The following is an 18,670-nucleotide window of genomic DNA, read 5'->3' as shown; positions in this document are numbered from 1 at the left end:
TATAAGACTTTATAAGCTTCGCGCCTATCGTTTGGTCTTATATTTCTACGAGAAACGGATGCCCTCCTCCTGCGAGGACGGTGAAGCCGTTTCTTCTTGCACCGACAGATTATTACCGAGAGAGAGGATCGTTCATGAAGCCGAAACCCCATATCGTTGGCCTTCCGGTCTACAAGCCCGGCAAGCCTATAGAAGAAGTGAAGAAGGAGTACGGTCTTGATGAGGTTATTAAGCTGGCCTCCAATGAGAATCCGTATGGCTCTTCACCAAGCACAAAAGCCGCCATTCAGGCGGAACTGGACAATCTCAGCCTGTATCCCGACGGCTCCGCCGCCGAATTAACCGCCTCCCTCGCCGCTCATTTGGGGGTAAGCAGCGACAATATCATTTTCGGCTGCGGCTCGGACGAGATTATTGCGCTTATCGCCCGCGCCTTCTTCCTGCCTGGCGACGAGACGATTATGGCCGACCAGACCTTCTCCGTCTATAAGAGCAACGCGGATATCGAAGGCGCGGTGAGCATCGAAGTGCCGCTGGTTCAAGGCACTCACGATTTGGATGGAATGCTCGCCCGAATTACGGGCAAGACCAAAGTGATCTGGGTCTGCAACCCGAATAATCCAACGGGTACGATCGTATCCGGATCGGCGCTGACGGCCTTCCTGGATGCGGTCCCGGACCATGTAATGGTTGTGCTCGACGAAGCCTATTTTGAGTATGTGACCGACCCGTCCTACTCCGACGGTATCAAGCTGCTGGACCGCTATCCCAACCTTGTCGTGCTGCGCACCTTCTCCAAGATATACGGGCTAGCGGCGCTGCGGATCGGATACGGGGTTGCCAGACCCGAAATTATTACGCTCATTAATCAGGTGCGCGAACCTTTCAACACTTCCCGTCTTGCGCAGGCTGCCGCGATTGCCGCTCTGGGAGACCAGGATTATGTGGATGAATGCCGCCGCTTAAACAGCGCCGGACGGGTTCAGCTTGAGGGTGAATTTGGGCGTCTTGGGCTGGAATACTTCCCGGCGCACGGGAACTTCATTATGGTTGATGTCCGTGTGTCTGCGTTTGACATTTTCGAGCTGCTGCTCCGCAAAGGCGTTATCGTGAGAGCCGGACACCGCCTTTATCCTACCTACATCCGGGCTACCATCGGCTCGCAGGAGCAGAACCAGGTCTTTATCGAGGTATTGGAAGCCGCGCTTAAAGAGCAGGGAGTTCTGGTATAGCACGGACTGCATAAGGAATTTACAGAAGGCGAGTTGTTTAAAGACATGACGACTAAGATTGCAATATTCGGCGTCGGGCTGATCGGCGGTTCCCTGGCTCTGTGCTTTAAGGGCAGAGAAGGGCTGCACGTGGTGGGGCACGCCCATCGCCCGGAGTCGGCTGCCAAATATGTAAGCAGAGGCGTTGTCGACAGCGCGACGCTGTCATTTGAAGTGGCGGCGCTGGACGCGGATTTTATATTTTTGTGCGTCCCGGTTGGGATGCTGGAAGATTATCTGCTCAGGCTGAGCAAATTGCCGCTTAAGAAGGGCTGCATTATTACGGATGTGGGCAGCACCAAAGCGAGCATTGCCGCCTGCGCGGCTTCGATTGACCTGCCTGACGTCTATTTTATCGGCGGTCATCCGATGGCTGGCTCGGAGCGCTCCGGTGTGGAGGCAGCCTCATCGCTGCTCTTCGAGAATGCCTATTATGTGCTTACTCCGCCCCCGGATATCCCGGAAGAGGCGTACGAGGCCCTTAAGACGCTGCTGGTACATACGAGAGCGCAGATTGTTCGGCTGGAGCCCCAGCGGCATGATGAGATTGTCGGAGCGATCAGCCATTTGCCTCATATTATCGCCGTAGCGCTCGTGAATCAGGTTCACGGGTACGACTCTTCCGATTCACTGTACAGCACGCTGGCTGCGGGAGGATTCCGTGATATTACGCGGATTGCGTCGAGCGAACCCGTTATTTGGCGGGATATTTTGCTGAATAACCGCTCGGTTATGCTGGAGCTGCTGAAGGACTGGAACGAAGAGATTTCCGCTTTTGTGGAGTTGCTGGAGAACGAAGACGGAGCAGGGATCGAGCAAGCGTTCCAGGAAGCGGGCGGATTCCGCAGCAAGCTCCCTGACCGGCGCAAGGGCATGATTACCCCGCTGTTCGATCTGCATATCGACGTTCCCGATCATCCCGGCATTATCGGACGAATCGCAACGGAGCTGGGTGATCAGGGCATCAACCTGAGCAATGTGCAGATTATTGAGAGCCGGGAGGACGTTCCGGGCATTATGCGCCTGTCTTTCCGCCAGGAGAGCGATATGGAACGCGCCAAAGTGCTGCTGCAGCGGCATGATTACACAGTATACGTATAACGCTTAAAGCAAGGCCGGGCAAGCGCCCGGCTTTTTTGAAATATAAGAATTTATAAGCTGAGCGTTTATCCATTTGTCTTATATTTCTACGAGAAACGGTACCGTCCCTAAAAGGACGGCTCAGCCGTTTCTTCTTGTCTAAATCAGCCTGAAAAAGATGTCGCCCTGCTGGCCACGGCTAGCGTGAACCGATGCCGCAGATTCATGCAAAGCTCAGCTGTTAAGCCAGCGCTCTATAAAATAGGGCAAAAAAAGACCGCTTATTAAATAAGCGGCCACAGTTCACTATATTGGAACTGTACAGTTTTGGATAGGAGTGGAGAGAAACCATACTGTACTTTTATTATATGTATCCGTTTTCATTTTGTCAACGCTTTCAAAAAAGTTTTTGTTCGATATTCGCAATGCTTCACTTCTGTCTGGATACAGCCGATAAATCTAGGGAGCAGAATAACCGATGATTCGCCTCTTGTCGAAGAGGAAGCTCGTGAGGTAAATCAGGACTAGAGTCATAAGTCTATTAATGTCATTGGAAACCGAATTGTGGTACAATAGGAAAAGTATTTTTATAGAGTTGCCAGCTGTAACCAAAATGTCCGAAATTCCGCAGCTTATCGTTGGTCTTAATGAATATACATAGAAACTGTATGAAAATCAGATTTTTTTCAGAAATGACCGCAACTTTTTGGGTCCTGTTCGGTAATAATGGGTACATACGAACGGGATATAACGCGCTATGGCGAGGAGGAAACGCCCACCATGACGGATTCCCAGTTAATCCAACAAATCAAGCAAGGAAATACAGAACTTTATTCAGAACTCATGCGACGCTATCAACGCAAAATACTGGCATTTGTCTATCATATGTTGAAAAATTCCCAAATGGAGCTTATCGCCGAAGATCTCTGTTCGGAAACGTTCTACAAGGCCTTCCGCAGCCTTCATTCCTTTCGTGAGGTAGACGCGTCCTTTTCCACATGGCTGTACACCATCGCGCGCAATACCGTGCTTAGCGAGCTTCGCAAGAACCGCGGGGGGAATGTATCGCTTGAAGAAAGCGGCTATACGCCGGTCGCACCGCTGGAAGTGGCTCCAGAGCAGGCCGTGCTGCGCAATGAACGAATGAACCTTGTGCGTAAAGCCATCAACAATCTCCCGGAAAAACAGCGGTCCGCGCTGATTCTGCGGGAGTACGACCAAATGGACTACCAGGAAATCGCAAATATTCTTGATCAGAGCGTCAGCTCGGTCAAATCGCTGCTGTTCCGTGCGAGAAGCAGCGTTAAGCTTCAGCTTGAATCCTATTTTTACGAACCCGCTTATGAACAACAGCTTGAGAGGATGAAAAGCCAATGAACTGCAGAGAAGCGCAGAATCTGATTCCGCTTCTTTGGGATGCTCCTCCCGATAAACCGGAGCGAATAAGTCTAATGCAGCACATCTCCGGCTGTTCCTACTGCGCAGCCGAATGGGAGATGTGGGAAGAAAGCCGCTGGCTGATCAAAGACATGAAGTCTGAGGTGAGCGAGGAACGCGCCGAGGCCATTAACGCCCGGGTGATGGAACGGATTTATTTGGAAAGCCCCTGGCTGATGCCGGGGGACGGCAAGTCGGCTGGCAAAACCGGTATCTTCCGGCGGCGGATCAGCCTGTGGATCGCCTGTTTTCTGGCGGTGTTTCTGTGCAGCTTCATCTACTATACAATGGTGCAGACGCCGGGTAACACCACCATGGCGCAGAGCGGCATTATGCCAACCGGGATTGCCGGTTCGTCCAATGATTGGCAATCCGTTTATCCGGTCGCTTCCAGCGGCAGCCAGATTATCGAGCCTCTTGTCGTCACCATGGGGCCAACCCATCCGGAATACTGGATGATGCTGTCGATGCTGGGAGTAGGCTTGTCCATCTTTTCGCTTACCCGGCTGAACCGGTACCGCAGGCATTGAAAGAGCTCTCTTAGACAGTCAAGAGGGCTCTTTTGCTGCATTAATACGCCCAAACTTGGAGACATTTAAGCTCATCCATGTTACAGTAAGAAAAAATATACGGAAAAGGATGGGAGTTTACTTATGTTGATGGGCTTGATACGCCATGGCCAGACGGATTGGAACGCTGTTGGCAGGATTCAAGGGCAAAGCGATATCCCGCTTAACGGCGAGGGCCGCAGACAGGCGGAGCTGCTCGCGGAGCGGCTTCTGCGCGAGCCATACCGCTGGGATTACTGCATTACTAGCAACCTTTCCCGTGCGGAAGAAACGGGGAGAATTATTGCCGGAAGACTCGGACTTCCGCTCCTTGAGGCAGACGAGCGTATCAGAGAACGCGCATACGGACAGGTAGAGGGGCTTACAGCCGCTGAGCGTGAAGCAAGATGGGGAAAGAACTGGAACCAGCAGGAATTCGGCCAAGAGAAGGATGAACAGCTTCAGGCGCGGGGGCTTGCTTTTATGGAGGACTTATCGGCGAAGCATTCGGACCGGAATGTGCTCGTTGTGTCGCATGGAGGATTTCTCGCCCAACTCTATATCGCGCTTTATAAGGACAAATACACCCAGCGGATCGGCAATCTTTCCCTTACGATTCTGGAGAAGAAAGACAAGGAATGGAACCCGCTCCTGTATAACTGTAGCCGGCATATCCTGCAAAACCAGCGTTAACCCGATAGCCTTCGGGTTATTTTTTTTACGAAAAATGGAATAAAAAAAGCCATTCATCCCATAATGGTATTAAAACGGCGAGGCGATGAAGATGAATCTGGCGGATATGCTCAGCTTTGCGGACATGAGTCAGTTGACGGCCATAGCAGGCCGTTACCGGTGCGAATGTAAGCAAAATTCCAAGCATGACCTTATTCAGACCCTGCTCATAACGCTTGGAAGCAAAGACTTTATGGAAGCGCAAGTGAGGGAATGCACACAAGACGATTTGCGGTTTCTGAATACCCTGCTGTTTGATGAAAGAAGCTATCTTACACTTGAGGATTTGCTTGCCGCAGCGAGAGCGTCGTCATTCGAGACCCAGCCTGGAACTAACGGAGGCTTTCGTGAGATGGTAACCCGGTTCAAAAACGGGGGGTGGCTCTTTAACGGTGCATCTCAGCACACCAAATACTTGTTTCAAGTTCCCAAAGATCTTAAGGAACGCTTCCGTGACCGGATGGCGGTAAGGATTAAGGAAGGGCTGGAAATAAGCGGGGAACCGGGTGTATACAGGGAGGAAGGTGAGCTAGCCGCTGCCGATTTGCTGACCCTTCTGCGTTTTGTCTTGGAGAACGAGCCGGAATTGAATCTGGAAGGCGCTATGTACAGAAGATGCCAGCAGCAGCTGATGAACAGCCTGCATATTTCCGAACCGCTGCTGACCAAAGGGGGCTGGAGGTTCGGCTACGGCAGAGCCTGCGAGCATTACCCGCCAAGGCTGGCTCTCCTGTACGATTATGCGCGCTACCGGCGATGGATTGCGGAAGAAGGGCAGAGGCTTAAGCTGACGAGCATGGGCGCGGCGGTTTTGGAGGAAGCAAAATACGAATCCCTGTTGCAGATTTTCTCCTTTTGGTTAAGACTTTATAAAGGTGCAATTCCAAATCTTCCATCACTCGTACATTGGATCAGTGTCAGCGCTTACGACTGGGTGACAGTAGAATCTTTAAAGGGTGCGCTGGGCTGGCTCATTAAGCCGTTTTATTACGACGATGCCGATTCGATTTTGGAAAAACGCATTTTGCGTATGATGCTGCATCTGGGAATGCTGAGAGCGGGAGAAGCTGCTGAAGGCCCGGTAATCAAAATGACCACATGGGGTATGGAAAGAAGTCAATCGCAGCACCTTCTCCTTTAGGCTGCAGGATAGGCAAGGGAACATTAATAGGAATGGGCGCCATTGTATTGAACGGAGCAGAGATTGGTGAATATGCTTTAGTAGGAGCCGGTTCTATTGAAACCGAAAACATTAAAATTCCCCCTTACACCCTTTCCCTGGGATCTCCGGCCAAGGTAGTACGGGAATTGACGGACCAGGATCTGCTCCGGATGGCGCGAATGTCTGCCAGTTATGTGGAGAAAGGGAAAGAATACGGATTAGCATAAACAGCGGAGGTGTATTCGAATGGACAAAATGAAGTCAACCTATGAGGTGATGTTAGGGCTCGCGGCAGAAATGGTGTGGGACGAAGCGCTCCGCAAGCGCCGGTGCGACATCTTGTACCGTGAGATTGACACGGCGCTGGCAATCGGCGACGAAGAAGCATTCCGAAACCTTACAGACGAACTGAAAAGTTTAGCATAAATGAGGTGCGCCCGGCGGCGCATCTTTTTTTATGAAAAGATTCTCGCTTTCAGATTATCCGAAAGAAGGGGAGCTGGCATGAAATTCAGCGATTTCAACAGCGTCAGTTGGGAAGAGAATGGCCATTATTATGATACTTGTCTCATTCCGTTCACAGGATTGACAGGACAGGAATCGCCGCCCCAGACGGTAGAGAGATTGGAGAAGCTGCGCGATTATATCGATAGGATTGAGCGTCCGTTCAGGGGACGGATCGTAGTATACCCGGCGGTGCAGTACGATATTGATAACAAAGAGCAATTAATAAATGAAATATGTCATAATGTCAAGTCCAGTAATTTCAGATATGCCATAGTGCTGGATGCCGGGGGAACGCTGATTGCTCAAGATGTTTATGAAAGCGATTTACCCATTGCTATCAAAGGGTTTTTCGACGATAATGGGGTTAGGGGGATCGGGCTTGCAACGCAAGAAATACAGCGAATGTGGCAAAAAGATATGAACTCAAAATGTGACTGAAAATGGACAATTTATTATGAAGTTAGATCCATTGACGGGTTTTGGATGCTAAGCTATGATTAAGCTGAATGGATATAAATGTGATATAAGTCATTGTAAACGCTTGATTGCTTCCTCCAGCGCTTTCCCAAATCCGACACAGGGGGTAAACGCAAACATGAGCAGCCATAACGAGCAGGAAAAACCGGCCTTGAAACCGTCCAGCCGTAAAGAGATGTCCCGCAGACAATTTCTGACCTATACGCTCGGAGGAGCCACTGCTTTTATGGGAGCGGGCGCACTTCTTCCCATGATCCGTTTCGCCGTCGACCCGATACTACATAAGAAAGGCGCGGGAGATTTCATCAAGGTGGCGGAAGAATCCAAAATAACGGATCAGCCCCAGGAATTCACGTTTGAGCTGAAGCAGCAGGACGGATGGTACGCCAGCACAGCGACGCTGACCGCATGGATCCGCAAAAACGAACAGGGAGAAATTTATGCGCTTTCACCGATCTGCAAGCATCTGGGCTGTACGGTCGGATGGAATAACAACAAGGCTACCCCAGATGAATTTCACTGTCCCTGCCACGGCGCGCGTTATACCAAAGCGGGCAAGAATTTAGCCGTTGCGCCGAAGCCGCTCGATCAGTACAAGACGAAAATCGAAAATGGCTGGGTATACCTCGGCGATATCGTACCGAATACCGAGGCCGCCAAGGAGGTGTAACCGCCGATGTTTAAAAATATCTACAACTGGATTGATGAACGTCTGGATATTACGCCGATTTGGAGAGATGTGGCCGATCACGAGGTTCCTGAGCATGTAAACCCCGCGCATCATTTTTCCGCATTCGTGTACTGCTTTGGCGGATTGACCTTTTTCATAACCGTGATTCAAATTCTGTCCGGCATGTTCCTGACGATGTACTACGTTCCCGACATTATCAACGCATACGCCAGCGTCGAATACTTGCAGACCAAAGTCGCTTTCGGGCAAATTGTCCGCGGTATGCACCATTGGGGGGCCAGCCTTGTTATTGTCATGATGTTCCTGCATACGATGCGGGTATTTTTCACCGGTTCGTACAAGGCGCCGCGCGAGATGAACTGGGTGGTCGGGATGCTTATTTTTTTCGTGATGCTGGGTCTAGGGCTTACCGGATACTTGCTGCCCTGGGATAACAAGGCCTACTTCGCCACAAAAGTCACGCTGGAGATCGCCAATTCCACGCCCGTATTGGGTCCGGTTCTCAAGGAACTGATGCAGGGCGGCGACATTGTCGGCGCGGAGACGCTGACGAGATTCTTCGCTCTCCATGTATTCTTCCTCCCGGCGCTGCTGCTTATACTGCTCGTTGGACACTTCATCATGATTCGCAGACAAGGCATTTCCGGCCCGCTGTAAAGGGCAGCATCCGAAGAGAGGAGGGCATTTAGGTGGCTCATGAAGACAACTCCAAGGAAAAAATAGTCTATGTCGGCGATTCGCGCGTCAGGCGGGGAGACGGTTTTATCCCTCCAACCGACTACACGGCCTATCCTGGGAAATCGGAGGCGTTCATCCCGAACTTCCTCCTCAAGGAATGGATGGTCGGCGTCGTGGTGCTCGTAGGCATTCTGGTGCTGACGATCTCGGAGCCTGCGCCGCTTGGCTTTCCCGCCAACGCCGCCGCGACGGTCATCCCGGTTCCCGACTGGTACTTCCTGTTCTTGTACCAATATCTGAAGCTTCCGTATGCTTCCGGAGACTATATCGTACTCGGGACGCTTGGGGTAACGGGCGTGGCTTTCGGTTCCCTGCTGCTGGCTCCTTTTTTGGATACAGGCAGAGAACGCAGATTCTATCGCAGACCGATCGCTTCCTCGCTGATGTTTCTGTCGCTTGCGGCGATTTTCTACCTGACGAACACCGCCTGGACGGAGCATAAGCGTGAAATGGCGGCTACCGGGCAGGTACCTGAAGATGTGCAGCGTGAGGAAAAAGCGGCCGAGAACCGGGCAAAGGGGCTTCCGACAGGCAGCGTTACGCAGGCAAAAGAAATTGCCATCGTAGACAAAAATGATCCGGCTATGGCAGCCTTTCAGAAGGCCGGATGTGTAGCCTGCCACGCTGCTGATTTGAAGGGCGGGGCCGGACCGTCTCTTCGCGGTGTCGGCGATACTCTTGATAAGGAAGCGATACTGACCATTATTAAAGAAGGTTCCAATAATAAGATGCCGCCCATGTATGATACAGCTATTAACGCAGGGTTAACCGATCAGGATATCAACCATTTGGCGGAGTGGCTTGCGAAACAAAAATCCGGACAGTAGAATAAAGGTATTATCGCATAACCTGATCGAATAGCTGCGGTCAGGTTTTTGTATGCTTTGGGGGAGACCTAACGTGTCGATTGTTGGAATGAAGCTGGACAAATTGCTAAAGCACCGGGCTATCATCTGGCTGCTGCTGGCCGTCAATATCCCGGGAACGATTTACGGATACATATGGTACGGCAATCAATTGGCCTATACGGCCGCCCATTACCCAAGCTGGCTTTTGCCTTTTGTGCCTGACAGCCCTACGGCAAGCTTGTTCTTCACGCTGGCGCTTATTTTGCTGCTCTATCCGCCGAAGACGGCGGCAGGAATTACGCTCAGAGCCTTGATCGAGGCGCTCGCAGTTGTAACTTCCGTTAAGTACGGCATATGGGCGGTATCCATAATTGCGGCGGGAGGCTATCAGGGAGGACCGGTCGTTTGGCAGGATTGGATGCTGATGATTTCGCACACAGGAATGGCTGTGGAGGCGCTGCTGTATGCCCGGTTTTTTATTTGCCGGAAGATGATTCCGCTGGCTTTGCTGTGGACTCTTCTTAACGATACGGTCGATTATTCCTACGGCGTTTATCCTTGGCTTCCCAGCGCCCTTACGGATGATGTTCCGCAGGTCGGGACCTTTACCTTTCTGCTGACCCTCGTCAGCACCGCGGCCGCTTGGCTAGCGTCAAAGGGGGTATACCCAAGACGTGCCTCAATAAAGAGGTTATGATGTTCTAATCCTTGTCCCTAAGCCATACACATAAGGCAGGAGGGAGGGATGTCCCATGCTGCGCGGGAGGAATTGGATAATCATAACGCTGGTCGCATTGGTCTGCACGGCTGGATGGGATACGTCAAGCGTGTCGGGTTACAGCGGGTTCGCTATCGGTCAGGCGGATTCAAGCCGGGCTCAATCGCCGGCGGAGAGGGCGCAGCCGCCGGTTACCGCCGAAGCGAACGCTCTAAAGCTGGAGCAGCAGGCGGAGACGCTGTACGGTTTCGTCACGGAAGGGAACATCAATAAGGCCAGGGTAACGATGGATGCGATTTCCAGATTGTTCGTGCAGTCTTCTTTCGATGGGCTTACATCCGTGGAAGGAGTCAATGCGCTCTCGGGGGCGATTATTGATATGAAAGCCGTCGTGGCGGAAGTAAGCATGCAGCAGGAGCGTTGGGAGGCGTCCGCCGCTAGGCTCCGTCTTGCCGCCAACAGTTTGGCTCATCCCCGTCAGCCGATGTGGCTTCAATATTACAAGCTGATCCGCGAGGATCTGAACGATATGGAACAAAGCGCGGCGAAGAGTGATATGACAGGCTGGAGAACGGCGGTTGCCCGTATTCAGGAGCGTTATGATACGATCCGCCCGGCTGTCATTATCGCCCGCAAACCGGAAGAAGTGAACCGGTTCGACGCATGGCTGTCCTATGCCGCCGGGCTTGTGTCAGGGAGCCGTCCGCCTGAACGGGAAGAGCTCATGAATGCCGTCTCTCACGGCAGGGAGGCCGCCAGAGTCATGTTTGGCAAGGAAAAGGATGAACCGGCGCTGTCTCTTCCGCTTGCTCCCCGGGAATACGGCTTGGCAGGATGGCTCGGTGCCGGATTTATCCTGGCTGCGCTTTTCTATACCGCCTATAGGAAATATAGAGGCGAGAAGAGCCGGTGGCAGCTGTTCTGAAAATGGATTTCTAAAAGAATGCATAATATATAAGAGCGGCCATTTGGCCGCTCTTTGCGCTTGTTATAACGGATGCCGCTGCATGGTTCAGATCTCCCGGAAGCCCTCTCCCTGAACGTCGTGAACATCGCTTATAATGACAAATGCCCGCGGATCGACGGACTTGACCAGCCGGCTTAATTGCCGGATTTCCTGGCGGGAAACAATGCAATATACCATATGCTTCGCCTGCTTGGAATAAGCGCCGATTGAAGGAATGAGGGTAACGCCCCGATCCATTTCATTCGTAATCAGGTCAGCGATTTCCTGTCCGAAGTCGCTAATAATCGTAAAGGCTTTGGCGGCGTACGCGCCTTCCTGGATAAAATCGATTACGCGGGAAGCGATAAATACAGCGACCAGCGTGTACAAAATTTTCTCTCTCGGGATGTAAATAAGGGATAATCCGATTATAACAACATCAGTGACCAGTATGACCTGTCCCATGCTCCAGCCGAAACGGCGGCCGCATATGCGGGCCACAATGTCAACGCCGCCGGTCGTACCGCCGAAACGGAAGACGATTCCAAGTCCAAGTCCAAGGGTTACTCCCGCGTATAGAGAGGCCAGAATAAAGTCATGCTCTGTCTGAAAGGGATCGAACCATCCAAGCGCAATCATCCGCTCAAAGAGCCACAGAAAGAAGGACAGCGAGCCGATGCCGACGCCGGTGTAGGCGATTTGCTTTGCGCCAAGTTCTTTCCAGCCGAGGAGAAACAGCGGAAGGTTAAGCAGCAGGGTCGTAAGGAACACCGGAATATCGAAGCCGTAATTCAGCAAAATGGTAATCCCGGTGACTCCTCCTTCCATAAGATGATTGGGAATAATGAAATAAAGCAGTCCGAAGGCGTAAACGGCGGTTCCCAGCATGATCGGAGCCACCGTCTTGATGATTGAAGTCAGTTTCAAAGTGTTCATGGATTCCTCCGTAATGCCGTTTATTACGGCAGTTTTTCTTCCTTTGCGGGAAAGTATACCTATTATCAGAGTGTGAGATCATCAAAAAAGATTTGTCTTCAAAACGTCTTTACGATAACATAGGGGCAAACGAAAAGGCAATATGCGGCAGATCGAAAGGAGCGCCTTCAGGAAATGGAGAAAAGTCTCGCCGAAATACAGCGGGAAGTGGACGCATATATCGGGCAGTTCAAAGAGGGTTATTTCAGTCCGCTCTCTATGCTTGCGCGCATGTCCGAGGAAGTGGGAGAGCTGGCGCGGGAAGTCAATCATTCCTTCGGGGAGAAGCCGAAAAAGGCGGACGAGCCGGAAAATTCCATCGAACTGGAACTGGGTGATATTCTGTTTATCACCGTTTGCTTTGCCAATTCCCTTGGCATCGATTTAACGGAAGCCATGAACAAAGTCATGCATAAATTTAATACCCGGGACGCGGACCGCTGGACGAAAAAAAACACCGATTAGGCCCATACGCATATGATGAAGCATATGACGGGGGGTGGTAGGCATGAATCCCGGCGATTATGTCAAAGAGGCGTACCGCTGTATTCTGCGAAGCGATTTTGAGGAGGCGATCGTATGCTTCGAAGCCGCGATTGCGGCCGATCCGAACGATCCGGAGGTCCGGTATCGCTGCTCAATCACTTACGCACGCAGCGGGAAGCTGGAAAAGGCGGCCGAACATGCCAGAGCCGCGGTGAAGCTTGACGGCGCGAAGCCGGATTACCGTCTGCATTTGCAGCACCTGCAAGCCATGCTGCATGTGCAGGAAGCCAAACGGCTCTTGGAGGAGGCAATCGGCCACAGGAGCAATCCCTACCGGCCGATCACCTTGCTGAAGGAGGCTGTGAAGCTTGACCCGCTTTACGGGGATGCTTATGTATGGCTGGCCATTGCTTACAGCCGGGTGAATGATCCTTTGGCGGCGATTGCGGCCATGAAAGAAGTCATTATGCTGCATCCGGACGATGAAGGCTTGAAGGAATTAATGAAAGACTTGCAGAAATCACTGCAGAAGTACGTGCAGTAATCATCAGATGAATGAAAGCGGGGGCCATATCTAATATGAAAAATAAAATCAGAGTCGTAGTTTCAGGAGCCGGCGGCCGGATGGGCCGGGAAGTCGTTAAGCTGGTTCTGCAGGATGAAGAGCTGACGCTTGCCGCCGCAGTGGACCATTCGCTGCATGATATTGATGCAGGCCTGTTGGTGGGCCTTCCGGAAGCGGGAGTGACGGTAACAACAGATCTTGAAGCCGCGCTGTCTGCCGGCGGCGCGGATGTGCTGGTCGATTTCACGATTCCGCAGTCCGCTTATTCCAATACGGCTGCGGCCATCAAGTATGGTGTAAGGCCGGTTATCGGCACGACCGGCTTTACCCCGGAGCAGATTGAAGAATTGGACAAGCAGTGCCGGGAACAGGGAATAGGCGGATTGATCGCCCCGAATTTTTCGATTGGAGCGATCCTGATGATGAAGTTTGCGGCGCAGGCGGCAAAATACTTTCCCAATCTTGAGATTATTGAGTATCATGGAGACCAGAAGCTGGATGCGCCCTCTGGCACAGCCATCAAGACGGCTGAGCTGATTGCCGAGGCGCGCGAAGAGCTGCGTCAGGGCAATCCGCAGGAGGAGGAAACGATCGAAGGCGCTCGTGGCGGCTACTATAACGGGTTTCGGATTCACAGCGTGCGGCTCCCGGGTGTATTTGCGCAGCAGGAGGTTGTCTTCGGCAGCTTCGGACAGACGCTGAAGATCCGCCACGATTCCTATGAGCGTTCGGGGTACATGCCTGGAGTTAAGCTGGGGATCCAAAAAGTCATGGGATATACCGGAATGATATACGGGTTTGATCACTTTATCGAATAAACGGGGGAGAAACCGATGAAGATTGCATTTATTGCGCATGACCGCAAGAAAGATGAAATGGTTAATTTTGTAACCGCTTATGAGCATGTGTTTGAGGGGCATGAAATGTACTCGACCGGTACGACCGGTCTGCGCATTATGGAAGCAACAAGCTTAAACATTCACCGCTTCATGTCGGGGCCTCTCGGGGGCGACCAGCAGATTGGCGCTCTTGTGGCGCAGGACGAGCTCGATCTGATTATTTTTCTGCGCGATCCGCTGATGGCGCAGCCGCATGAACCGGATATATCGGCTCTGCTGCGGTTATGTGACGTATACGGAATTCCGGTGGCGACTAATATCGCGACTGCGGAAATTTTGGTCAAGGCGATTAATCACGGCGATTTCGCCTGGCGGGACCTGGTGCAGAAGTACAAGCCGGGTATTGAAGAATGAAGCTCGATATTCTTATATTTGGAGCCCATGCCGACGATGCGGAGATCGGCATGGCCGGAACGATTGCCAAGCATACGGCAGCCGGTCTCAAGGTGGGGCTCTGCGATCTAACTGCAGCGGAAATGTCCTCCAACGGCACGGCGGAGAGCCGCAAACAGGAAGCCGCCCGGGCCGCAGGCGTGCTCGGCGCTTCGGCGCGCTCCAATTTGGGGCTGCCCGACCGGGGACTGCGATTGACGGAGGATCAAATTGCGGCGGTAACGGCGGAGATTCGCCGCTGCTCGCCGGATATCGTGTTCGCTCCCTACTGGGAAGACCGCCATCCCGACCATGTAGCCTGTAGCAGGCTCGTGGAGGAGGCGGTTTTTAATGCAAAGCTTCGCCGGTATATGCCGTCGCTTCCGGCGGTGAAGGCGCCGCAGCTTTATTTTTACTTCATCAACGATTTGGGGCGTACAGATCTTGTTATTGACGTGACGGATCATTACGGAGTTAAGGAATCCGCCTTGTCCTGCTATATTTCCCAATTTCAGAAGATGCCGGGCGAAGATATTGTAACGACACCGCTGAATGACGGCTATATCGAGCGGGTCCGTTCCAGAGATATGCTGGTCGGGCAGCGCAGGGGATTTGCTTATGCCGAGGGCTTTGCTTCGAAAGTTCCGTATGCCATTGATTTGTTCAAGGGATAAGAAGGAATTGTTGCGGGCGTCCGCTACAAGCGGATGCGCGCGCATCATTCAGCAAATAAATAAAGGAGACGGACGTATGGACCGGTTGTTGAAAATAGGCATTACCTGTTATCCGTCTCTCGGCGGTTCCGGTGTGGTAGCCACGGAACTTGGGAAGCTGCTGGCTGAAAAGGGCCATGAGGTTCATTTTATTACTCACAGCATTCCGTTCCGTCTGGGGACGTTTCAGAAAAATATATTCTATCACGAGGTCGAAGTTAACGACTACTACGTGTTCCGGTATCCGCCCTATGATCTGGCCCTGGCGACAAAAATGGCCCAGGTAGCCAAGATGCAGAAGCTGGATCTGCTTCATGTCCATTATGCGGTTCCGCATGCCGTCTGCGCCTTTTTGGCCAAGCAAATGGTGGGCGGGCAGGTCAAAGTGGTAACGACGCTTCACGGGACGGATATAACGGTGCTGGGCCAGGACGAATCGCTGAAGGATCTAATCCGGCTTGGCATCAATGAAAGCGACGCGGTAACGGCGGTGTCCCAGGACCTTATCAATGAGACTCGCCGAGCGCTTGATATTACGAACGAGATCGATCTGACCTACAATTTTGTGGACATGCGGGTCTATTACCCGAGAGACGTTTCCGACCTGAGAGGAGATTATGCGTCTCCAAATGAAAAAATTTTAATGCATATTTCCAATTTCAGGCCGGTCAAGCGAGTTGGGGATGTGGTGGATATTTTTGATAGAGTCGCCAAGGAAATTCCTGCCCGTCTTCTGCTTGTCGGAGAGGGGCCGGAGCTTCCAAAGATCCAAGCCAAGGTCGCTGAAATGGGTATAGAGGACAAGGTGCGGTTTCTCGGCAAGCAGGATGAAATCGCCCAGGTGATTTCGCTTGCGGATGTGCTGCTGCTTCCTTCGGAGAAAGAGAGCTTCGGGCTTGTAGCCCTGGAAGCGATGGCCTGCGGCGTGCCGACGATCGGCTCGCAGGCGGGGGGAATACCCGAACTGGTGCTGCATGGCGAGACCGGATTTCTGGCCCCGATCGGCGATACGGCAGCCATGGCGGAATACGCTGTCCAGCTATTGACGGACGAGGAACTTGCGCGCAGGTTCCGCAAGGCCTGCCTGGGGCGTGCAAGAGAGGATTTCTGTAAGGATGCCATTACCGATCAATACGAAAGTATCTATTACCGCGTGCTGGACCGCAAGGTTACGAACGCGGTCCGATAAGAATGGAGCCGAGTCATTATGAATTGGAAAATGGCCGATCCCGTGATGGCCGAAGCCGCCGGACGAATCATTATTCGTCTGAACGATGCCGGGCATGAAGCCTATTGGGTAGGCGGCTGTATTCGGGACGAGCTGCTCGGACGGCCCGTTCACGATATGGATATCACCACCTCCGCGAGGCCAGAGAGTGTCATGTCGCTCTTTCCAAGATGCGTGCCTACAGGCTTGCAGCATGGAACGGTTACGGTGCTGGAGGACGATTTCCCGTTTGAAGTGACAACCTACCGGACCGAGAGCGGCTATGCTGATCACCGGCGGCCGGAGACGGTTACTTTTGTCATGGATGTCAAGGAGGATCTTCGCCGCCGGGACTTTACGATCAATGCGATCTGTCTTGGTCTTGACGGAAGATTGATCGATCCGTTCGGCGGTGCGGAGGACCTGCGCCGCCAGCTGATCCGCTGCGTCGGCAAGGCGGAGGACCGCTTTGACGAGGACGCGCTTCGCATGCTCCGCTGCGTGCGCTTCGCGTCCACTCTGGCCTTTCGCATCGCGAAGAACACGTGGCGCGGCTTGCTGCGCCGCCGGGACGGCCTGGCGCATATCGCCGTGGAGCGCGTCTATGCGGAGCTGACGCGCATCGTGGAAGGCCCCCGGCCCCTGACGGGCCTTGCGATGCTGGCGCGCAGCGGGCTGCTCGCGCGCGGCAAGGCCCCGTTCCCCTGGACCGGAGAAGACCTGGCGGCCGCGGCCGCAGGTCTTACCGGCATCGGGGAACTGGAGAGCGCCCGCCTGCGGTGGGCGCTACTGCTCCATGCCCTGGGGGTGACGGCCGATATGGCCGACGGCTTGATGCGGGCATGGACGTTCCCGGGGGCGACGCGGCGCGGCGTCGCCCAGGTGCTGCGGGTCCGCGAGGCGTGGACCGCAGCGGCGGCGGAGGCGGGGCCAGGAGGCGGCCCCGCAGACTTCCGGCGGCGGTTCATCGCCGCCGTGCTGGCCTTCGGCGCGGAAGCCGCCGAAGGGTGGCTGGCGCTGCTGGCCGCCATGCCGTGCGGTGGCCCGTGCGCCGGGCTTGTACCGTCCGCCCGGCGGTGGCTGGACGAAATGCCCGTGCGCGGGCTGGCCGGGCTGGCGGTGACAGGCGGCGATTTAGCGTCCGCCCTGGACCGCCGCCCGGGGCCTTGGCTGGGAGAGCTGCTTCAGGCTCTGCTGCTGGAAGCGGCGTCCGGCGTCGTGCCTAATGACAGGACAGCCTTAATTAACAAAGCGAAAAGGATGAATTGCCATGAGCAATGATAAACTAACGGCCGCCGCTGCCGGAGCGGAATTACTTCGGGATACGAAATGGGCCGGAAGGTTGCGGCGCCTGGATTCCGTCGTATCTACCCAGGAGGAGGCCAAGCTGCTTGCGGAGAAAGGCGCTCCGGAAGGGACTGCCGTCATGGCCGAGGAACAGACAGGCGGACGGGGAACAAGGGGCCGGAGATGGCATTCCCCGAAGGGCAAGGGCGTCTGGATGAGCGTTGTTTTGCGCCCGGAGATACCCCTGCAATCGACGCCCCAACTGACACTACTTGCAGGCGTAGCTGTCTGCTCCGCCATCCGTAAGTATACCGGTATCGAAGCAGGCATCAAATGGCCGAACGATCTTCTGGCCCGGGGCAGAAAGCTGTGCGGCATTTTGATAGAATCGAACGCCGGACCGGGAGGTCTGCAGTATGCAATCGCCGGGATCGGCATCAGCGCCAATCTGTCGGAGGAAGACTATCCGGTTGAGCTTCACGATATTGCGACATCGCTGCTGATTGAGGGCGGCATGCCTGTTGACCGCGAGCAATTGGCTGCAGAGGTGCTGCGGGAGCTGGAATACCATTATAGACTATACATAGAGCAAGGCCTGAAACCGATCGCCAGATTGTGGGAGGAGCAGTCGGTTACCCTTGGCAGAAGGATTGGGCTGAGGACGCCCCAGGGCTGGCTGGAAGGGACGGCTGTAGGACTCGGCGAGGACGGCGGACTGCTGCTTCGGGAGGACAATGGGTCGGTGACGAGTGTAAGTTCGGGCGAAATCACGCTAATATGATACCAAATAAAATACCAGACCTTGTCACATTTATATCGTGTAATTGTCCGGCAGATTTGTTATACTGATCGCAAGAGGCGGTATCTGCTGAAAAGAACTGCACTCTTAGCATAGCAAGCTGCTTTTGTTTAACCTTCATAACTGTAATGAACGGTTACGTTGGATTCTGCTCTGAGCCGCAAGGACCGAGACAGAAGGGACGATCGCGAGTGACTCTTTTTTGCCCTTCG

22 protein-coding genes and 1 pseudogene are annotated in these 18,670 nt (G+C 53.4%); 22 read left to right on the top strand and 1 reads right to left on the bottom strand.

Annotation, left to right across the window (positions count from 1 at the left end):
* Positions 1 to 134 precede the first annotated feature (134 nt).
* The 14 genes and pseudogenes from hisC (at position 135) to VK70_RS13075 (ending at position 11,134) form a co-directional block, all read left to right on the top strand.
* On the top strand, positions 135 to 1,232 hold the full coding sequence (hisC, locus tag VK70_RS13140) for a histidinol-phosphate transaminase (RefSeq protein WP_025693621.1): 1,098 nt from the start codon (positions 135 to 137) through the stop codon (positions 1,230 to 1,232).
* A 45-nt stretch (positions 1,233 to 1,277) separates the two neighbouring features.
* Positions 1,278 to 2,372 (top strand): prephenate dehydrogenase, encoded by a 1,095-nt coding sequence (locus VK70_RS13135; protein WP_025693622.1) that lies wholly within the window; start codon positions 1,278 to 1,280, stop codon positions 2,370 to 2,372.
* 759 nt (positions 2,373 to 3,131) lie between these two features.
* Entirely contained in the window at positions 3,132 to 3,728 is a 597-nt protein-coding gene (locus tag VK70_RS13130) for an RNA polymerase sigma factor (RefSeq protein WP_025693623.1), read from the top strand.
* Complete coding sequence (locus VK70_RS13125; RefSeq protein WP_046723369.1) at positions 3,725 to 4,318, top strand: zf-HC2 domain-containing protein; 594 nt, start codon at positions 3,725 to 3,727, stop codon at positions 4,316 to 4,318. The genes VK70_RS13130 and VK70_RS13125 overlap by 4 nt, the downstream gene beginning before the upstream one ends.
* 123 nt (positions 4,319 to 4,441) lie before the next feature.
* On the top strand, positions 4,442 to 5,029 hold the full coding sequence (locus tag VK70_RS13120; RefSeq protein WP_046723367.1) for a histidine phosphatase family protein: 588 nt from the start codon (positions 4,442 to 4,444) through the stop codon (positions 5,027 to 5,029).
* 91 nt (positions 5,030 to 5,120) lie between these two features.
* Positions 5,121 to 6,209 (top strand): hypothetical protein, encoded by a 1,089-nt coding sequence (locus VK70_RS13115; protein ID WP_025699001.1) that lies wholly within the window; start codon positions 5,121 to 5,123, stop codon positions 6,207 to 6,209.
* Positions 6,209 to 6,457: pseudogene (locus VK70_RS13110) on the top strand (gamma carbonic anhydrase family protein); the annotation flags it as partial. The gene VK70_RS13115 and the pseudogene VK70_RS13110, both read left to right, overlap by 1 nt.
* 19 nt (positions 6,458 to 6,476) lie before the next feature.
* On the top strand, positions 6,477 to 6,656 hold the full coding sequence (locus VK70_RS13105) for an IDEAL domain-containing protein (RefSeq protein WP_025699005.1): 180 nt from the start codon (positions 6,477 to 6,479) through the stop codon (positions 6,654 to 6,656).
* 78 nt (positions 6,657 to 6,734) lie between these two features.
* Complete coding sequence (locus tag VK70_RS13100) at positions 6,735 to 7,175, top strand: DUF2487 family protein (protein ID WP_025699007.1); 441 nt, start codon at positions 6,735 to 6,737, stop codon at positions 7,173 to 7,175.
* Between the two features lie 157 nt (positions 7,176 to 7,332).
* A complete protein-coding gene (locus VK70_RS13095; RefSeq protein ID WP_025699009.1) occupies positions 7,333 to 7,884 on the top strand; it encodes a QcrA and Rieske domain-containing protein in 552 nt (183 codons plus the stop codon).
* Between the two features lie 6 nt (positions 7,885 to 7,890).
* Positions 7,891 to 8,562 (top strand): menaquinol-cytochrome c reductase cytochrome b subunit, encoded by a 672-nt coding sequence (gene qcrB / locus VK70_RS13090; RefSeq protein WP_025692687.1) that lies wholly within the window; start codon positions 7,891 to 7,893, stop codon positions 8,560 to 8,562.
* 32 nt (positions 8,563 to 8,594) lie between these two features.
* Positions 8,595 to 9,470, top strand: a complete 876-nt coding sequence (locus tag VK70_RS13085; RefSeq protein ID WP_025699011.1) for a menaquinol-cytochrome c reductase cytochrome b/c subunit — start codon at positions 8,595 to 8,597, stop codon at positions 9,468 to 9,470.
* Positions 9,471 to 9,543: 73 nt separating this feature from the next.
* A complete protein-coding gene (locus VK70_RS13080; protein WP_046723364.1) occupies positions 9,544 to 10,188 on the top strand; it encodes a DUF1405 domain-containing protein in 645 nt (214 codons plus the stop codon).
* Positions 10,189 to 10,243: 55 nt separating this feature from the next.
* Positions 10,244 to 11,134, top strand: a complete 891-nt coding sequence (locus tag VK70_RS13075; protein ID WP_036641576.1) for a sporulation protein YpjB — start codon at positions 10,244 to 10,246, stop codon at positions 11,132 to 11,134.
* An 87-nt stretch (positions 11,135 to 11,221) separates the two neighbouring features.
* On the opposite strand, the gene VK70_RS13070 is transcribed toward VK70_RS13075, so the two are convergent.
* Entirely contained in the window at positions 11,222 to 12,091 is an 870-nt protein-coding gene (locus VK70_RS13070; RefSeq protein WP_046723363.1) for a YitT family protein, read from the bottom strand.
* 174 nt (positions 12,092 to 12,265) lie between these two features.
* On the opposite strand from VK70_RS13070, the gene VK70_RS13065 reads away from it, so the two are divergent.
* The 8 genes from VK70_RS13065 (at position 12,266) to VK70_RS13030 (ending at position 18,440) form a co-directional block, all read left to right on the top strand.
* Complete coding sequence (locus tag VK70_RS13065; protein WP_025697814.1) at positions 12,266 to 12,595, top strand: nucleotide pyrophosphohydrolase; 330 nt, start codon at positions 12,266 to 12,268, stop codon at positions 12,593 to 12,595.
* A 43-nt stretch (positions 12,596 to 12,638) separates the two neighbouring features.
* The gene (locus tag VK70_RS13060; protein ID WP_025697815.1) at positions 12,639 to 13,160 is read left to right on the top strand and encodes a tetratricopeptide repeat protein; all 522 of its coding nucleotides are present in this window, start codon (positions 12,639 to 12,641) and stop codon (positions 13,158 to 13,160) included.
* A gap of 35 nt (positions 13,161 to 13,195) precedes the next feature.
* Positions 13,196 to 13,999: a 4-hydroxy-tetrahydrodipicolinate reductase gene (dapB, locus tag VK70_RS13055; RefSeq protein WP_025697817.1), complete on the top strand. Its 804-nt coding sequence runs from the start codon at positions 13,196 to 13,198 to the stop codon at positions 13,997 to 13,999.
* A 15-nt stretch (positions 14,000 to 14,014) separates the two neighbouring features.
* Positions 14,015 to 14,434: a methylglyoxal synthase gene (gene mgsA, locus VK70_RS13050; RefSeq protein WP_025697819.1), complete on the top strand. Its 420-nt coding sequence runs from the start codon at positions 14,015 to 14,017 to the stop codon at positions 14,432 to 14,434.
* Positions 14,431 to 15,126 carry a bacillithiol biosynthesis deacetylase BshB1 gene (gene bshB1, locus VK70_RS13045; protein WP_046723361.1) on the top strand — a complete coding sequence of 232 codons (696 nt, stop codon included), beginning with the start codon at positions 14,431 to 14,433 and terminating at the stop codon, positions 15,124 to 15,126. Before mgsA ends, bshB1 begins: the two co-directional genes overlap by 4 nt.
* A gap of 76 nt (positions 15,127 to 15,202) precedes the next feature.
* Positions 15,203 to 16,354, top strand: a complete 1,152-nt coding sequence (gene bshA / locus VK70_RS13040) for an N-acetyl-alpha-D-glucosaminyl L-malate synthase BshA (RefSeq protein ID WP_025697823.1) — start codon at positions 15,203 to 15,205, stop codon at positions 16,352 to 16,354.
* An 18-nt stretch (positions 16,355 to 16,372) separates the two neighbouring features.
* On the top strand, positions 16,373 to 17,653 hold the full coding sequence (locus VK70_RS13035) for a CCA tRNA nucleotidyltransferase (protein ID WP_046723359.1): 1,281 nt from the start codon (positions 16,373 to 16,375) through the stop codon (positions 17,651 to 17,653).
* Positions 17,643 to 18,440 carry a biotin--[acetyl-CoA-carboxylase] ligase gene (locus VK70_RS13030; protein WP_025695974.1) on the top strand — a complete coding sequence of 266 codons (798 nt, stop codon included), beginning with the start codon at positions 17,643 to 17,645 and terminating at the stop codon, positions 18,438 to 18,440. Before VK70_RS13035 ends, VK70_RS13030 begins: the two co-directional genes overlap by 11 nt.
* Positions 18,441 to 18,670: the final 230 nt, after the last annotated feature.

This window comes from Paenibacillus durus ATCC 35681, assembly GCF_000993825.1.
Lineage (GTDB): Bacteria > Bacillota > Bacilli > Paenibacillales > Paenibacillaceae > Paenibacillus_AQ > Paenibacillus_AQ durus_B.
Note: the sequence above shows the minus strand (reverse complement) of the source record. Positions and strands in the feature narration are given on the sequence as shown.

Coding starts and splice junctions, on each gene's coding strand:
- hisC (WP_025693621.1), top strand. CDS start 135: ATGAAGCCGAAACCCCATATCGTTGGCCTTCCGGTCTACAAGCCCGGC.
- VK70_RS13135 (WP_025693622.1), top strand. CDS start 1,278: ATGACGACTAAGATTGCAATATTCGGCGTCGGGCTGATCGGCGGTTCC.
- VK70_RS13130 (WP_025693623.1), top strand. CDS start 3,132: ATGACGGATTCCCAGTTAATCCAACAAATCAAGCAAGGAAATACAGAA.
- VK70_RS13125 (WP_046723369.1), top strand. CDS start 3,725: ATGAACTGCAGAGAAGCGCAGAATCTGATTCCGCTTCTTTGGGATGCT.
- VK70_RS13120 (WP_046723367.1), top strand. CDS start 4,442: ATGTTGATGGGCTTGATACGCCATGGCCAGACGGATTGGAACGCTGTT.
- VK70_RS13115 (WP_025699001.1), top strand. CDS start 5,121: ATGAATCTGGCGGATATGCTCAGCTTTGCGGACATGAGTCAGTTGACG.
- VK70_RS13105 (WP_025699005.1), top strand. CDS start 6,477: ATGGACAAAATGAAGTCAACCTATGAGGTGATGTTAGGGCTCGCGGCA.
- VK70_RS13100 (WP_025699007.1), top strand. CDS start 6,735: ATGAAATTCAGCGATTTCAACAGCGTCAGTTGGGAAGAGAATGGCCAT.
- VK70_RS13095 (WP_025699009.1), top strand. CDS start 7,333: ATGAGCAGCCATAACGAGCAGGAAAAACCGGCCTTGAAACCGTCCAGC.
- qcrB (WP_025692687.1), top strand. CDS start 7,891: ATGTTTAAAAATATCTACAACTGGATTGATGAACGTCTGGATATTACG.
- VK70_RS13075 (WP_036641576.1), top strand. CDS start 10,244: ATGCTGCGCGGGAGGAATTGGATAATCATAACGCTGGTCGCATTGGTC.
- VK70_RS13070 (WP_046723363.1), bottom strand. CDS start 12,091: ATGAACACTTTGAAACTGACTTCAATCATCAAGACGGTGGCTCCGATC.
- VK70_RS13065 (WP_025697814.1), top strand. CDS start 12,266: ATGGAGAAAAGTCTCGCCGAAATACAGCGGGAAGTGGACGCATATATC.
- VK70_RS13060 (WP_025697815.1), top strand. CDS start 12,639: ATGAATCCCGGCGATTATGTCAAAGAGGCGTACCGCTGTATTCTGCGA.
- dapB (WP_025697817.1), top strand. CDS start 13,196: ATGAAAAATAAAATCAGAGTCGTAGTTTCAGGAGCCGGCGGCCGGATG.
- mgsA (WP_025697819.1), top strand. CDS start 14,015: ATGAAGATTGCATTTATTGCGCATGACCGCAAGAAAGATGAAATGGTT.
- bshB1 (WP_046723361.1), top strand. CDS start 14,431: ATGAAGCTCGATATTCTTATATTTGGAGCCCATGCCGACGATGCGGAG.
- bshA (WP_025697823.1), top strand. CDS start 15,203: ATGGACCGGTTGTTGAAAATAGGCATTACCTGTTATCCGTCTCTCGGC.
- VK70_RS13035 (WP_046723359.1), top strand. CDS start 16,373: ATGAATTGGAAAATGGCCGATCCCGTGATGGCCGAAGCCGCCGGACGA.
- VK70_RS13030 (WP_025695974.1), top strand. CDS start 17,643: ATGAGCAATGATAAACTAACGGCCGCCGCTGCCGGAGCGGAATTACTT.